We start from the raw sequence: 13,456 nt of genomic DNA, 5'->3' as shown, positions 1-13,456 counted from the left end.
GTCCCTCCGCGCGGATGTCGGAGACCGGATCTACGGTGAAAGCATGCCTCAGGTCTCGTCCCTCCCCCATTGGATCACCCGCGTGGGCGTGTTCGATCTGGAGACGACGGGTGTCGACGTCGAGAACGACAGGGTCGTCACCGCGCACGTCGGCCTCCTCGACGCGGACGGGCGCGAGATCGCCGCGAGGGACTGGCTCGCAGACCCCGGGATCCCCATCCCCGACGGCGCCACCGCCGTCCACGGCGTCACCACCGAGCACGCGCGCCGCCTGGGCAGGCCCGTCGCCGAGGTGGTCGCGCAGGTCACGGGAGCCCTGCGGTCGCTGCTGTCGCAGGGCGTTCCCATCGTCGCCTACAACGCGGCGTACGACTTCTCGCTGCTGGCACACGAGGCCCGTCGACACGGGGTGCTTCCGCTCGAGAACCCCGCACCCGTGATCGACCCGCTCGTCATCGACAAGGCGTACGACAGGTACCGACCGGGCAAGCGGACGCTCGAGGTCGTCGCCGCGCTGTACGCGGTGCCCCTCGACGATGCGCATCAGGCGTCGGCGGATGCGGTCGCCGCGGGTCGCGTCGCCCAGGCTCTGGCCCGCCAGTTCGTCCTCCCCGACACGCTCGACGAGTTGCACACACGGCAGATCGGATGGGCGCGCTCCCAGGCCGCGAGCCTCACGGAGTACTTCATCCGGATCGGTCGACTCGATCCTGACGACAGGCTCGACGGCGAGTGGCCCGTGCGGGCACGCCGCGATGCGGAGGAGGTGGATCCGCATGCGCCTGCGCACCGATGACGCCACCCGTGTCGAGAGCACCTGGAAGCAGTACGTCCCGTCAGCCGTGCTCCACGACGTCGATCGTCAGCGCTTCTTCTTCGACTGGCATTCGGCAGATCTGACCGGCGCGAGCGTGGTCCGCTACGACCTCGCTGCGGAGGTGCGCTCGACCGTTCAGCCCGAGAACCAGTTCCTCGTCTGCCGGATCGAGGGCCCTGCCGTGCGCATCCGCTCCGACCGGGCCGACCTCGATGCGAGTCGTCCGTGGATCAGCGACGGCGCCCGAGTCCACTCTCACTGGGAGCGCGGAGCGCGGGTCAGCGCCGTCGTGTTCGAACCCACGTCATTGCAGCGACTCGCCCGCACGATCAGCGGCGACGACACACTCTCTCTGCACGCATCGGACCTCTCGCCCCGGTCGGCCTCGCTGGCGGCGGCCTGGGATCGGATGTTCACCTACCTCGAGCGCAGCCTGGCGGAGCTCGACGATCACGACGAGCTGCTGCGTGCGGAGCTCGATCGTCACGCGGCCGCGGCGACGCTCGCCACGTTCTCGATCGCTGGTGCGCCACGACGTCAGCGATCGGCGCAGACGTCGCCGGCACCCGTCACGGTGCGTCGTGCGCTCGAGTTCATCGCCGAGAACGCGCACCGACCCATCACCGTCGACGACGTGGCGACGGCGGTGCACATCTCGACGAGGGGACTCCAGTACGCCTTCCGCCGTGCGCTCGACACCACGCCGGCCGAACGCCTGCGCCAGGCGCGTCTCGACGGTGCCCACCGCGAGCTGCGGTCGGGGGCTCCGTCGACCGTGTCCGCGGTCGCCCGTCGATGGGGATTCTCGCACCCGTCGCGCTTCGCCACGGCCTATCGGGAGAGCTTCGGAATGCTGCCCTCGCAGACGGTCGCCATGCACGGCCGATGACAGTTCGCGCACGACCTGTTCGCGAACCGCGCGCAGGGAGGCGACGTGCAGGGACACTCGAATCGCGGGCGAATAGATTCTCGATCATGGGTTACCTGTATTACGGCGGATCGGACCCGATCCATATCGACGACCGCCCGCTCGCGCATCTCAAGGTCGTCATCGCGACGAAGCTGCGCCGCAATGAGAGCTTCACCCTCACCTGGCGACACCCCGACGACCAGCCTCAGGGTCGCTCCACGGTGTGGCTGCACCCCTCGATCCCCCTCCGTTTCGTCTTCGACGAGCCGGAGGCCACGTCACTGAGTCGCCGGTGGATCGAGGCACTCGCCCACTCGGCGAACTCGACCGGCGGCGTGATGCTCGTCGACGAGCTGCTCGACCCGCCCGAGGACGCACTGAGCGTCTGACGCACCGGCGTGTGCCGTGACCCTCATCCACTGTCAAGTCCCTCGCCGCGCCGCGGCCACGGTGTCAGACTGTAGGCGATGACAGGACGATCGGTATGACGGGTGCCCGAGGGGATGGCGAGGACGTGTGCCGTTCCGACGCCGCACGGCACGGGACCGTCACAGTCGTACCGCGAGGCGAGCCGGCCGTCTCGGTGGTGATCCCCGTGAAGGACGATGCGGCGCTGCTGACGCGCTGCCTGTCGGCGCTCGTCGCTCAGGATCGACCGGTCGACGAGATCATCGTCGTCGACAACGGCTCCTCCGACGACTCGGCCGATCGCGCCAGAGCCGCGGGGGCGCGTGTCGTGCGCTGCGATGATCCCGGGATCCCGGCTGCGGCGTCCGCCGGCTACGACGCCGCCCGCGGCGATCTCATCCTCCGCCTCGACGCGGACTGCGTGCCGGAGCCCGGATGGGTGCGAGCGGTCGTCGGCGCGTTCGCCGCGGACGCGGACATTGCCGCGTTCACAGGTCGAGCGCGGTTCACCGACGGGCCGGCCGCGCTCCGCACGCCGTTGGAGCTGCTCTACCTCGGTGCGTATCGCGCGCTGCTGGGCCTCACGCTCGGGCATCCGCCGCTGTTCGGCTCCAACCTGGCATTCCGCCGCGAGGCATGGGAGTCCGTGCGCGGCGAAGTGCATCGCGACGACCCCGAGCTGCACGACGACCTCGACCTCGCTTTCCATCTCGGCAGGGGGCACCGCATCGGCATGCTGCCGGAGGGCCGTATGGGGATGTCGATGCGACCGTTCACCGATGGCCGGTTCGGCCGTCGGGTGCACCGGGGGTATCGCAGCGTGGTCGTGCATTGGCCCCACGACTTCCCTCCGCGACGGTGGCGACGTCTTGTCACGGAGAGTCTGCGCCGACGTGCGGCGCGGCGGATGCTCGCATGAGCAGTCCTGCGGCCATGGGGCCCGCGTCGGCTCCGGACCTGCACGTGATGTCCTTCAACATCCGTCGCGCGATGGACGGTCCCCTGGTCCGCCGAGTAGACCGGTGGGGCCGACGCGCCCCGGCCGTCGCGGCGCTGCTCGGAGCGGAGGCGCCGACGATCCTGGGGCTGCAGGAGGTGCGGCCCCGGGCGCTCCGTATCGTCCGAGAGGCGCTGGGCCCGCGGTACCGGTCGCTCGGTCGAGGTCGCGGGAGACACGGCGACGGCGAGGGCACTCCGATCCTCTACGACACCTCGCGGGTGACGCTGAGGTCGTGGACCCAGCAGGCGCTCTCGGACACGCCCAGCAGCCCGGGATCGATCGGCTGGGGCAACCTGATCCCCCGGATCCTCGTGGCCGCGGAGTTCACGGATGTCGCCACCGGCCTGTCTCTGCTGGTCGTGAACACCCACCTCGATCACCTCTCCCGCACCTCGCGTGCGCATTCCGCGCGCGCCGTCGTGGCGCTCGTCGCCCGCAGCACCGCGCCGGCCGTCGTGATGGGTGACCTGAACGCCGGGGACGGGTCGTCGGCCGTGCGGGCTCTGATCGCGGGAGGGCTGGCGGACAGCTGGAGCGAGGCGGAGACGCGACTGACCCCCGAGTGGGGCACGTGCCCGGGGTATCGACCTGCCCGCGCCGGGGGACGCCGCATCGATCGGATCCTCGTCACTCCCGGCATCCGCGTGCGGGAGGCCGCCATGAACGACCGATCGTTCGACGGCATCCGCCCCTCCGATCATCTGCCGGTGCAGAGTCTGCTCACGATCGTGGAGGATGACCGATGACTCTCAGAGACGACTTCCTGCGTCCTCCCCGCACCGCCGCGGAATGGGCGGCGGACGCCCTCCGTGTCATCGGAGTGGTCGCGGTCGGTGTCGCGGCGATCGTGCTCGCGCCGACGGACGTCGGGATCACCGCGCTCGCCCTCCCCGCGCTGATGCTGCCACGGATGCTGGGGTTGCGCGGATGGTTCGATCTGACCACGTGCGTGCTCGTCCTCGCGGCGGCGTGGAGCAACGTGTTCGATCTGTACCGCAGCGTCCCCGGATGGGATCTGCTGGTGCATTTCGCCTGCACCGGCGTGCTCGCGGTCATCGCCGCCGTCGTGCTCACGCGCGCCCGGATCGCGCCGATCACCCGCGGCGACGCGGTGTCGGCTCGTACCCCGCTCGTGCTGCTCCCCCTGACCGCCCTGGCGCTCAGCGCGGTGTGGGAGATGGTCGAATGGCTGGGCCTGACGTATCTGAGCGACGAGATATTCGTGACGTATCAGGACACGATCGGCGACATGGTCTTCGGCGGTCTCGGCGGTCTGGTCGCGGGCCTCGCACTCGTGTTCGCGCCCGTCGAGCGCGCGGCACGAGAGGCGAGCGATGCAGGCATGGTCGCATCAGCAGTCGTGCGGGAGTAGGGCGGGCGGGACTTGAACCCGCGATCGTTGGGTTATGAGCCCACTGCCTTAACCAGCTTGGCCACCGCCCCGCGCAGACCAGCCTAGCGGGCCGGCGGAGTCAGACCGGTGTGGCCTCGATATGCGCGCGCACGTGGCGGAGATAGGCATCGGCGTTGTCGCGGAGTCCCACCCTCTCGTCGTCGGTGAGGGGCCTGCGCACCGTGGCGGGTATCCCCGCGACCAGGGATCCGTCGGGCACCACGGTGCCGCCGAGGACGACGGCACCGCCCGCCACGAGGCACCCTGCGCCGATGACCGCGCCACTGAGCACCACGGCGCCCATGCCGACGAGCGAGCCGTCGCCGATCGTGCAGCCGTGCACGACGGCATTGTGTCCGATCGACACGTCCGCTCCCAGGAGCACGGGATGGTCGGCGTCGACGTGGACCGAGACGTTGTCCTGCAGGTTGCTCCGCGCACCGACGGTGATGGAGGCGGAGTCCGCGCGCAGCACGGCGTTGTACCAGACGCTCGAGCCTGCGGCCAGCGAGACCTGTCCGACGATGCGAGCACCGTCGGCGACGAAGACGTCCTGAGCGATCGAGGGCTCCTTTCCCGGAAGTGCGAGAACGGATGCTCCACGTGCGATGACCATGAGGGGAGACTACCCTCACATCCCAGGAATACCGCGTGTTTCCGGGGCACTAAGCCGAGCCTTCGCTTGCTTGCGGAATGTTTTCAGATGAGTAGCGTTGTCTTCATCAGGTACGAGAAGAGCACTTCAGAGGAGCACAGCATGAGCAAGGTACAGACCGTTCCCACCACCGCCAGCGACCCGACCGTGGCAGCCGCAGCGGCTCAGTTCCTCTCCCCCGTCGTCCTGGGACTGCAGGCACTGACGGTCAACGGCAAGCAGGCCCACTGGCACGTTCGCGGCGCGAACTTCGTCGGCGTGCACGAGCTGCTCGACACGATCGTCGCCCACGCCGGTGACTTCGCCGACACGGCCGCCGAGCGGATCGTCGCGCTGGGGCTCCCGATCGACGCCCGCGTCAGCGCCGTCGCCGCCAAGGCCGGAGCCACCTCGGTTCCTGCAGGCTTCACGCAGTCCGACGAGCTCGTGCGCGCCGTCATCGCCGACATCGACGCGATCCTGGTCGATGTGAAGGCCGCGATCGACGGTCTCGACGAGGTCGACCTCACCAGCCAGGACGTCGCGATCGAGGTCATGCGCGGACTCGAGAAGGACCGCTGGTTCCTCGTGTCGCACATCGCCGCCTGATCACCAGACGACTCGACGAGGGCACCGGGGTCATCCCGGTGCCCTCTCTCGTTCGCGAGCGCCTTCTCTTGTTCGGGAGGCCTCAGACGCCGTGCGTGACTCGTCCGGCCACGAGCGTCGCGATGACCGGCATGGCGCGCAGATCCGCGCCGGATGCCTGCAGCGGGTCGAAGCCGCAGAGGGCGATGTCGGCGGGCTGTCCGGGGCGCAGGGCCGTGCGCACACTGGCCTGAAGGGCCTGGGCGCGGGTGATCCGCTCCTCCGGATGCCACGCGTCGCGCTCGTCGTCGGTGCGGGTGACCGCAGCGGCGATCCCCTGCCAGGGATCCAGCGGAGCGACGGGCGCGTCGGATCCGAACCGGAGTTCGACGCCGGCGTCCCTGAGGGCTCTGAGCGGGTAGCCGACGGAGGTCTGACCCGCCCAGTGCGTGCCGACGAGGTCGCGATCGTCGAGAGCATGCTGCGGCTGCACACTCGCGATCACCCCGAGGCGCCCGAAGCGGGCGAGGTCCGCGTGGCGCACGAGCTGCGCATGTTCGATGGTCCCGGTGGCGCCAGAGAGAGTGAAGGCGTCGAGCGCCGCAGTGACCGCGCGATCCCCGATCGCGTGCACCGCGACGCCGAGGCCGCCGCCGGTCGCGGCCGTGAGCAGTTCGGTGAGCTCGGCGGGCGGGACGGTGAGCACGCCGAAGTTCTGTGGATCCCCGGGATAGGGGTGCGAACACGCCGCGGTGCGGGTGCCCAGCGATCCGTCACTGATGACCTTCAGCGGTCCCACACTGATCAGTCCGCGAGCAGCCTCCGGCGTCTCCGACAGCTCGTGCACCTCACCCGATCGAAGCCCCTCTGCGATCGCCCGCGTCAGGTCGAACGGGTAGATCGCGAACTCCACCCTGTGCGCGGCGAAGCCGGCTGCGACGCGCCGTGACCAGGCCTCGGCGTTCCAGGCCATGTCGAAGTCGACGAGGCCGACCACCCCCCGCGATGCTGCGCGCTCGCCCGCCGCTCCGACGGCGATGTCGGCGCGAAGCGGCTCGACGGCGTTGAGCCGTCGCGAGATCTCGAACGCGTACTGCTCGCGCAGCATCCCGTCGGGGCTCGAGAGCCCCTCGAGCCGCAACGCCGCGGAATTGAGCCAGGTGCTGTGCACATCGGCGTTGATCAGGTACGTCGGCACCGTGCCTGTTGCGCGGTCGAGCAGTGCCAGGTCGGGAGCATCCGGCCACATCGCATCGCGGAAACCGCTGCCGACCTTGCGTCCGTCGGGAAGAGGCGCGGCGGCCGCCATGATCGACGCGGCCTCCGCCGCGGACGATGCCCCGCCGAGAGCGACGCGCTCGGTCGCGAGCGCCCATTGCACCGTGTGCACATGGTTGTCCCACAGCCCGGGGACCGCCCAGGCGCCGTGGCCGTCGAGAATCTCGCCGGCGGGCGGCAGCGCTCCCGCCGGCGCGATGTCGACGATCAGGCCGTCCTCGAGCACGATGTCGACGGGTTCGTCGTCGATCAGATACTCGCTGCCTGGCCCCGCGATGCGGACGTTCGCGACGGTGCCGATCCGAGATCCGATGCCGCTCATCCGGCAGCTCCGAGACGGGCCTGACGTACGCGCCTCATCTCGGCGGCGAGCTCGGGCTGTGCGTAGGGCCCGTCGCCCTCGAGATGTGCGATCACCGTCTCGATCGTCTCCGCGTCCTTGTTCTGACTGAGCTTGTGCTTCGCCACGACCCGTGTCGGTGTGAGCCGGAACCCGACGGTGCCGGCGGCGAGCCGCTCGATGAAAGCGGGATCGTTCGGTCGTTCCCACATGCCGCGCGGCTCCGGCATCCGCCCCTCGAATCGATCGACGAGCCGATCGAGCACGCGGAGGTTCTCCTCAGCGCTCAGGATCTCGGGGACCCCGGCGAGGTGCACGGCGGTGTAGTTCCACGTCGGCACGGCCTGGACCTCGCCGTACCAGCCCGGCGAGATGTAGCCGTGGGGGCCCTGGAACACGACGAGCATCTCCCGCTCCCCGATCGCGTGGATCCGGTCATCGGGACGGCCGACGTGCCCCACGATCGTGAGGTCGTCTCTCCCGTCATCGAGAAGGACCGCGTAGTGCGACGACACGAGGCCCTCGGGGCCGTCGCTCACGATGGTCGCCCAGGGGTTGCGGTCGATGACGCGACGGATCTCCTGAACATCCGCGAGCGTGAAACTGGGATTCTGACGCATCGTCTCAGCCTACGGTCGACGGCTCACGCCTGGCAGCGCGGACACCAGTAGAGCTTCCGCGCGCCGATCTCCTCGAGAGCGATCTCGGTGCCGCAGATCCGGCAGGGCAGGCCCGCCCGGTGGTAGACCCAGTGCCGGTCGTTGCGGTTCGCCATCGCGGCGCGATACTGTGCGGCGGAGAGGTCGTCCATGGTCATCATCTGTCCGGTCTCGACTCCGATCGCCAGCAGGCGCACCCAGTCGTACCAGAGTGCGCGCACCACGTCCTCCGGCACCTCACGCCCCGGGGTGTGCGGGTTCAGACCCTGACGGAAGAGCATCTCGGCGCGGTACACGTTCCCAATTCCGCTGACGACCGCCTGGTCCATCAGGAGCAGCGCGATCGCGGTCGGCTTCCTCCGCACGGCGCGCACGAACCGCTCCTCGTTCTCCACGGGGTCGCCCACGAGCGGATCGGGTCCGAGCTTGGCCACACTCGCGAGCATCTCCTCCGGGGTCTGCAGCACGCACGCCGTCGGTCCGCGCAGATCGGCGGCGGTGATGTCGGTCATCAGCCGCAGACGCACCTGCCCCACGACCGGCGGCGGCCACTCCAGCCCCTCATCGGCAAGGCCCTTGGTCTGCTCCGACATGCGCACGTGCACGCGGGTGCGCCGTGGCGCGCCGATGGATGAGAGCGAGTTCTCGCCCGCGTCATCGAGGATCGCGTCAGCCGACGGCGCGCCATCGCCCTGCTCTTCCTCGACGACGGTGCCCCGCTGGTTCGTCTGCCCCATGCGTCCGTTCGCGGCGGCGATCGTCGGATCGACGATGATGTCGCCCGCGAAATCCCAGGCTCCGTAGAGGCCCAGGTGCACCCGTAGCCAGACATCACCCTCCGTTTCGAGGAACATCTGCTTGCCGACGGCCTGCACGCGCAGCGCCTCACGTCCGTCGAGAACGGCGGCGCCCTCGGCGAAACGCCCCTGCGGGCTCGAGGCGCGCAGCGTCTTTCCGACGAAGTTGCGGTCGAACTGCCGCGCGATCCGATGTACGGAATGCCCCTCCGGCATGTCAGGCCCGGGGGTCCGGCAGCAGCGAGCCGTCGCGCTCGAAGTCCGCGATCTGACCGATCCGGCGAACGTGGCGCTCGTCGTGCGAGAAGGGGGTCGCGATGAACGTGTCGATGAACGAGGTGACTTCGTCGAAGGTATGCTGACGCGCGCCGATCGAGATCACGTTGGCGTCGTTGTGCTCGCGAGCGAGCTCGGCCGTCGAGGTGTTCCAGACCAGAGCGGCACGCACTCCCGCGACCTTGTTCGCCGCGATCTGCTCGCCGTTCCCCGAGCCGCCGAAGACGACCCCGAGGGTCTCGATGCCCGCGGCCTGATCCGCCACCACGGCCTGCGCGGCGCGGATGCAGAATGCGGGGTAGTCGTCGACCGCGTCGTACTCGACCGGGCCGTGGTCCACGACCTCGTGCCCGGCGCCTCGCAGGTGCTCCTGCAGCTGCGTCGAGAAGTCGAGGCCGGCGTGATCGGTGGCGATATGGATGCGCATGGCATCCATCCTAGAAGCGCCGCCGCTCAGCGGATGCTCACGGGGCGACGCCGGAGGCGGCCGGCTTGAACCCCGCGCGCACGTTCTCGCAGCAACCAGGACGACAGACGTCGAATGCCCCGGGCAGAGAGGTCACGTGCGGCCGTTCCTCGTTGGGGCGCCCCTCGAGGCGCTCGACGATCAGATCGACGATGCCGGTGACGAACGACGGCGCGACACCCGGCGTCGGGGTGCGCGTGAAGGCGAGACCCGCCTCGTCGGCGGCCTCGGCCGCCTCGGTGTCGAGGTCCCAGAGCACCTCCATGTGATCGCTCATGAATCCGACCGGGACGACCGCGACGGCCTTGCGTCCGCGGGCGGGGAGTTCGCCGATCACGTCGCACACGTCGGGCTCGAGCCACGGCTGCGATGCGGGGCCGGAGCGGGACTGATACACCAGCTCCCACGACACGTCCGCAGCCTCGGGGATGCTCTCGCGGACCCTGTCCATGACCCACGCGGCGACCGCGAGGTGCTGAGCCGCGTAGGCGCCGCCCTCACCCCAGTCGATGTCGCGGGCACCGGAGCGCTCCGCGTCGGCGGTCGGGATGCTGTGGGTGGAGAACAGGATCTGGATGTCGGCGGGCGCGATGCCCTGACTCATGAACGTCTCGACGGCCTCGCGCACGCCCGTCTCGAAGGACTCCACGAACCCGGGGTGGTCGTAGAACGGACGGATCTTGTCGATCGTCACCGTCTCACCGAGGTTCGTCTCCTCGAGCACACGCGCGAAGTCCTCGCGGTATTGTCGGCAGCTCGAGAAGGAGCTGTAGGCGCTCGTCGCGAAGGCGAGCAGCGTCCGCTTCCCGTCGGCCGCGGCCTCGGTGACGACCTCCTCGAGGTACGGGCTCCAGTTGCGGTTGCCCCAGTACACCGGAAGGTCGATGCCCCGGCGGGCCAGCTCACCCTCGAGCGCCTCCTTCAGGATGCGGTTCTGTCCGTTGATCGGGCTCACGCCGCCGAAGTGGCGGTAGTGGTGCGCGACCTCCTCCAGCCTCTCGTCGGGGATCCCACGGCCACGCGTGACGTTGCGCAGGAACGGGATGACGTCATCCTGGCCCTCCGGTCCGCCGAAGCCGGCGAGGAGGATCCCGTCATACGCGACGGGGGTCGTCATGTAGGGCGCACCCGTGGAGGCGGCAGCAGAGGAAAAGCGGACGGTGTTCGGCTCGATCGCGGTCACCCCTTCATTCTTTCACCTCCGGAGAGCGTGACAGGCCGCCGTGCTGGCGTAGGCTGTCAGGGTTGCCGTGGGCGCCAACTGCGCTGGGTTGCGGCAGCATCCCCTCACCCCTGGGAGTACCGCTGTGCCTGGAGAGAACCTCACCCGCATCGAAGCGCAGGAGCGCCATGACGTCGTCGACACCCAGTCGTACGAGGTCTCGCTCGACCTGACGAAGGGCGCCGAGGTCTTCGGATCCCGCAGCGTCGTGCGCTTCACCGCGACGCCGGAGAGCTTCACCTTCATCGATCTGATCGCCCGCGAAGTGCGCGAGATCTCGCTCAACGGCGAGCAGCTCGACCCCGACGAGGTCTTCGAGGACTCGCGGATCGCCCTCGCCGGCCTGCAGGCCGAGAACGTCCTCGTCGTCGACGCGGACTGCGCCTACACCAACACCGGAGAGGGGCTGCACCGTTTCGTCGACCCCGTCGACGGAGAGGTCTACCTCTACTCCCAGTTCGAGGTTCCCGACTCGCGGCGCGTGTTCGCCGTGTTCGAGCAGCCCGATCTGAAGGCCACGTTCCAGTTCACGGTGACGGCCCCGTCGTCATGGAAGGTCGTCTCCAACTCCCCCACCCCCGAGCCGATCGTGCACGACGACGACTCGGTCGCCACGTGGGGCTTCGAGCCCACTCCCCGCATCTCCTCGTACATCACGGCACTGGTCGCCGGACCGTACGAGTCGACGTTCTCCGAGCTCACCAGCGCCTCGGGTCGCGTGATCCCCCTCGGCGTCTACGGCCGCAAGAGCCTGTGGCAGCACCTCGACGCCGACTACATCTTCGACAAGACGCGCGAAGGCTTCGCGTATTTCGAGTCCAAGTTCGGCGTCCCGTACCCGTTCGCCAAGTACGACCAGCTCTTCGTTCCCGAGTTCAACGCGGGTGCGATGGAGAACGCCGGGGCGGTGACCTTCACCGAGACCTACGTCTTCCGCAGCAAGGTCACGGATGCCGTCAAGGAACGTCGTGTCGTCACGATCCTGCACGAGCTCGCCCACATGTGGTTCGGCGACCTCGTCACGATGAAGTGGTGGAACGACCTCTGGCTCAACGAGTCCTTCGCGGAGTGGGCCTCCACCATCGCCACCGCCGAGGCCACCGAGTGGACCGAGGCGTGGACCACCTTCAACGCGATGGAGAAGACCTGGGCGTACCGCCAGGATCAGCTGCCCTCGACGCACCCGATCACCGCCGTGATCAACGACCTCGAAGACGTGCAGGTCAACTTCGACGGAATCACGTACGCGAAGGGCGGGTCCGTCCTCAAGCAGCTCGCCGCCTGGGTCGGCATCGAGGAGTTCTTCGCCGGGGTCTCGCAGTACTTCCAGAAGCACTCGTGGGGCAACACCGAGCTCAGCGACCTGCTCACCGAGCTCGAGGCCACCAGCGGTCGCGACCTCACGACCTGGTCGAAGAAGTGGCTCGAGACCGCCGGGGTCAACACGCTCGAGCCGCTCATCGCCGATGATGCCGACGGCACCATCACGCGGTTCGCGGTGACGCAGACGGCGCCCGCCGACTACCCCACGATCCGCCCGCACCGTCTGGGCATCGGTTTCTACTCGCTCGACGGCGGCGCTCTCGTGCGCACGCACTACGCGGAGGTCGACGTCGACGGCGACCGCACCGAGGTGCCGGAGCTCCACGGACTCACGCGCCCTGATCTCGTGCTGCTCAACGACAACGACCTCGCCTACGCGAAGATCCGCCTCGACGAGAAGTCTCTGGCCACCGCGATCGCGCATCTCGCCGACATCAGCGATCCTCTCGCACGTTCGCTCGTGTGGGGTGCGGCCTGGGATCAGACCCGGGACGCCGAGACCGCGGCCTCCGACTACATCGATCTGGTGCTGGGCAACATCGGGCGCGAGACCGAGTCGACGACGGTGCGCACCACACTCTCCCAGCTGCGCACCGCTGCCACCCTGTATGTGACCCCCGAGAAGCGTCTGGCTGCACGACAGAAGATCGCCGACGGCATCTGGGCGCTCGCGGAGTCCGCGGAGTCGGGCAGCGACAGCCAGCTCCAGTTCGTCACCGCCTTCGCCGCGTCGCTCGTCACCCCCGAGCATGCCGGCATCATCGGCCGTCTGCGCTCCGGTGAGGAGACGCTCCCCGGGCTCGAGATCGACGCCGACCTCAACTGGCAGCTGCTCGTCGGCCTCGCCACGATCGGCGCCACCGACGCGGCCTCCATCGATGCCGCACTCGCGTCCGACAACACGTCGAAGGGCGGCGAGTTCGCCGCCCAGGCCCGTGCGGCTCTGCCCGATGCGGCATCGAAGGACGCCGCATGGGACTCGCTGGTCGAGCGCGGAGATGCGCCGAACACGATCGTCCGCTCTGCGGCGCTCGGCTTCGTGCACCCGGCGGGTGCCGAGGTGCTGCGTCCGTTCGTGCCGAAGTACTTCGACATGCTGATCCCGATCTGGGAGTCGCGCACGTACCAGATCGCTCAGTACCTCATCGTCGGCCTGTTCCCCACCGCGATCGCCGATGCCGAGCTGCGCGACGCGACGAGGAGCTGGCTGTCGGAGAACCAGGACGCCGCCCCGGCACTTCGCCGCCTCGTGCTCGAGAACCTCGCCGACGTCGAGCGCGCGCTGGCCGCGCAGTCCCGCGACGCCGAGGACTGAGACCCTCTTCCGATCAGGCCTCTGTGCGGT

The 13,456-nt window shown here is 69.2% G+C and carries 14 protein-coding genes and 1 tRNA gene; 8 read left to right on the top strand and 7 right to left on the bottom strand.

The features are described 5' to 3' along the window. Nucleotides 1-43 precede the first annotated feature (43 nt). The 6 genes from DXT68_RS07960 (at nucleotide 44) to DXT68_RS07935 (ending at nucleotide 4,507) form a co-directional block, all read left to right on the top strand. Entirely contained in the window at nucleotides 44-796 is a 753-nt protein-coding gene (locus tag DXT68_RS07960) for an exonuclease domain-containing protein (RefSeq protein WP_045255629.1), read from the top strand. Then, nucleotides 777-1,706, top strand: coding sequence for a helix-turn-helix transcriptional regulator (locus tag DXT68_RS07955; RefSeq protein ID WP_045255169.1), 930 nt, complete (start codon nucleotides 777-779; stop codon nucleotides 1,704-1,706). Before DXT68_RS07960 ends, DXT68_RS07955 begins: the two co-directional genes overlap by 20 nt. 86 nt (nucleotides 1,707-1,792) lie before the next feature. Continuing rightward, on the top strand, nucleotides 1,793-2,116 hold the full coding sequence (locus DXT68_RS07950) for a DUF7882 family protein (protein WP_045255170.1): 324 nt from the start codon (nucleotides 1,793-1,795) through the stop codon (nucleotides 2,114-2,116). Between the two features lie 95 nt (nucleotides 2,117-2,211). After that, nucleotides 2,212-3,054, top strand: coding sequence for a glycosyltransferase family 2 protein (locus DXT68_RS07945; RefSeq protein WP_082069026.1), 843 nt, complete (start codon nucleotides 2,212-2,214; stop codon nucleotides 3,052-3,054). Then, on the top strand, nucleotides 3,051-3,881 hold the full coding sequence (locus DXT68_RS07940; RefSeq protein ID WP_045255171.1) for an endonuclease/exonuclease/phosphatase family protein: 831 nt from the start codon (nucleotides 3,051-3,053) through the stop codon (nucleotides 3,879-3,881). The genes DXT68_RS07945 and DXT68_RS07940 overlap by 4 nt, the downstream gene beginning before the upstream one ends. Further along, the gene (locus DXT68_RS07935) at nucleotides 3,878-4,507 is read left to right on the top strand and encodes a DUF2238 domain-containing protein (protein WP_045255172.1); all 630 of its coding nucleotides are present in this window, start codon (nucleotides 3,878-3,880) and stop codon (nucleotides 4,505-4,507) included. The genes DXT68_RS07940 and DXT68_RS07935 overlap by 4 nt, the downstream gene beginning before the upstream one ends. Here DXT68_RS07935 and DXT68_RS07930 read toward each other — a convergent pair. Then, a tRNA-Ile gene (locus DXT68_RS07930) sits at nucleotides 4,505-4,578 on the bottom strand. The genes DXT68_RS07935 and DXT68_RS07930 overlap by 3 nt on opposite strands. 29 nt (nucleotides 4,579-4,607) lie before the next feature. Continuing rightward, on the bottom strand, nucleotides 4,608-5,144 hold the full coding sequence (locus DXT68_RS07925; RefSeq protein ID WP_045255173.1) for a gamma carbonic anhydrase family protein: 537 nt from the start codon (nucleotides 5,142-5,144) through the stop codon (nucleotides 4,608-4,610). Nucleotides 5,145-5,285: 141 nt separating this feature from the next. Between DXT68_RS07925 and DXT68_RS07920 the strand changes: the two genes are divergently transcribed. After that, the gene (locus DXT68_RS07920) at nucleotides 5,286-5,771 is read left to right on the top strand and encodes a Dps family protein (protein ID WP_045255174.1); all 486 of its coding nucleotides are present in this window, start codon (nucleotides 5,286-5,288) and stop codon (nucleotides 5,769-5,771) included. An 82-nt stretch (nucleotides 5,772-5,853) separates the two neighbouring features. Here DXT68_RS07920 and DXT68_RS07915 read toward each other — a convergent pair whose 3' ends face one another. From DXT68_RS07915 to DXT68_RS07895, 5 genes are read right to left on the bottom strand one after another with little or no spacing between them, the layout of a single operon-like run. Beyond that, nucleotides 5,854-7,350 carry an amidohydrolase gene (locus tag DXT68_RS07915; protein WP_045255175.1) on the bottom strand — a complete coding sequence of 499 codons (1,497 nt, stop codon included), beginning with the start codon at nucleotides 7,348-7,350 and terminating at the stop codon, nucleotides 5,854-5,856. Further along, the gene (locus tag DXT68_RS07910; RefSeq protein ID WP_045255176.1) at nucleotides 7,347-7,988 is read right to left on the bottom strand and encodes an FMN-binding negative transcriptional regulator; all 642 of its coding nucleotides are present in this window, start codon (nucleotides 7,986-7,988) and stop codon (nucleotides 7,347-7,349) included. Before DXT68_RS07910 ends, DXT68_RS07915 begins: the two co-directional genes overlap by 4 nt. 23 nt (nucleotides 7,989-8,011) lie before the next feature. After that, on the bottom strand, nucleotides 8,012-9,040 hold the full coding sequence (locus tag DXT68_RS07905) for an Fpg/Nei family DNA glycosylase (RefSeq protein WP_045255177.1): 1,029 nt from the start codon (nucleotides 9,038-9,040) through the stop codon (nucleotides 8,012-8,014). A gap of 1 nt (nucleotide 9,041) precedes the next feature. Continuing rightward, nucleotides 9,042-9,527, bottom strand: coding sequence for a ribose-5-phosphate isomerase (locus DXT68_RS07900; protein WP_045255178.1), 486 nt, complete (start codon nucleotides 9,525-9,527; stop codon nucleotides 9,042-9,044). Between the two features lie 37 nt (nucleotides 9,528-9,564). Next, the gene (locus tag DXT68_RS07895) at nucleotides 9,565-10,749 is read right to left on the bottom strand and encodes a ferrochelatase (RefSeq protein WP_045255179.1); all 1,185 of its coding nucleotides are present in this window, start codon (nucleotides 10,747-10,749) and stop codon (nucleotides 9,565-9,567) included. Nucleotides 10,750-10,873: 124 nt separating this feature from the next. On the opposite strand from DXT68_RS07895, the gene pepN reads away from it, so the two are divergent. Continuing rightward, nucleotides 10,874-13,426, top strand: coding sequence for an aminopeptidase N (gene pepN, locus DXT68_RS07890; RefSeq protein WP_045255180.1), 2,553 nt, complete (start codon nucleotides 10,874-10,876; stop codon nucleotides 13,424-13,426). The last annotated feature ends 30 nt before the right edge of the window (nucleotides 13,427-13,456 follow it).

Source organism: Microbacterium foliorum (assembly GCF_003367705.1).
Taxonomy (GTDB): Bacteria; Actinomycetota; Actinomycetes; order Actinomycetales; family Microbacteriaceae; genus Microbacterium; species Microbacterium foliorum.
The sequence above is the reverse complement of the archived record's forward strand: the minus strand, read 5'-3'. Positions and strand labels throughout refer to the sequence as shown.

Coding starts and splice junctions, on each gene's coding strand:
- DXT68_RS07960 (WP_045255629.1), top strand. CDS start 44: ATGCCTCAGGTCTCGTCCCTCCCCCATTGGATCACCCGCGTGGGCGTG.
- DXT68_RS07955 (WP_045255169.1), top strand. CDS start 777: ATGCGCCTGCGCACCGATGACGCCACCCGTGTCGAGAGCACCTGGAAG.
- DXT68_RS07950 (WP_045255170.1), top strand. CDS start 1,793: ATGGGTTACCTGTATTACGGCGGATCGGACCCGATCCATATCGACGAC.
- DXT68_RS07945 (WP_082069026.1), top strand. CDS start 2,212: ATGACGGGTGCCCGAGGGGATGGCGAGGACGTGTGCCGTTCCGACGCC.
- DXT68_RS07940 (WP_045255171.1), top strand. CDS start 3,051: ATGAGCAGTCCTGCGGCCATGGGGCCCGCGTCGGCTCCGGACCTGCAC.
- DXT68_RS07935 (WP_045255172.1), top strand. CDS start 3,878: ATGACTCTCAGAGACGACTTCCTGCGTCCTCCCCGCACCGCCGCGGAA.
- DXT68_RS07925 (WP_045255173.1), bottom strand. CDS start 5,144: ATGGTCATCGCACGTGGAGCATCCGTTCTCGCACTTCCGGGAAAGGAG.
- DXT68_RS07920 (WP_045255174.1), top strand. CDS start 5,286: ATGAGCAAGGTACAGACCGTTCCCACCACCGCCAGCGACCCGACCGTG.
- DXT68_RS07915 (WP_045255175.1), bottom strand. CDS start 7,350: ATGAGCGGCATCGGATCTCGGATCGGCACCGTCGCGAACGTCCGCATC.
- DXT68_RS07910 (WP_045255176.1), bottom strand. CDS start 7,988: ATGCGTCAGAATCCCAGTTTCACGCTCGCGGATGTTCAGGAGATCCGT.
- DXT68_RS07905 (WP_045255177.1), bottom strand. CDS start 9,040: ATGCCGGAGGGGCATTCCGTACATCGGATCGCGCGGCAGTTCGACCGC.
- DXT68_RS07900 (WP_045255178.1), bottom strand. CDS start 9,527: ATGCGCATCCATATCGCCACCGATCACGCCGGCCTCGACTTCTCGACG.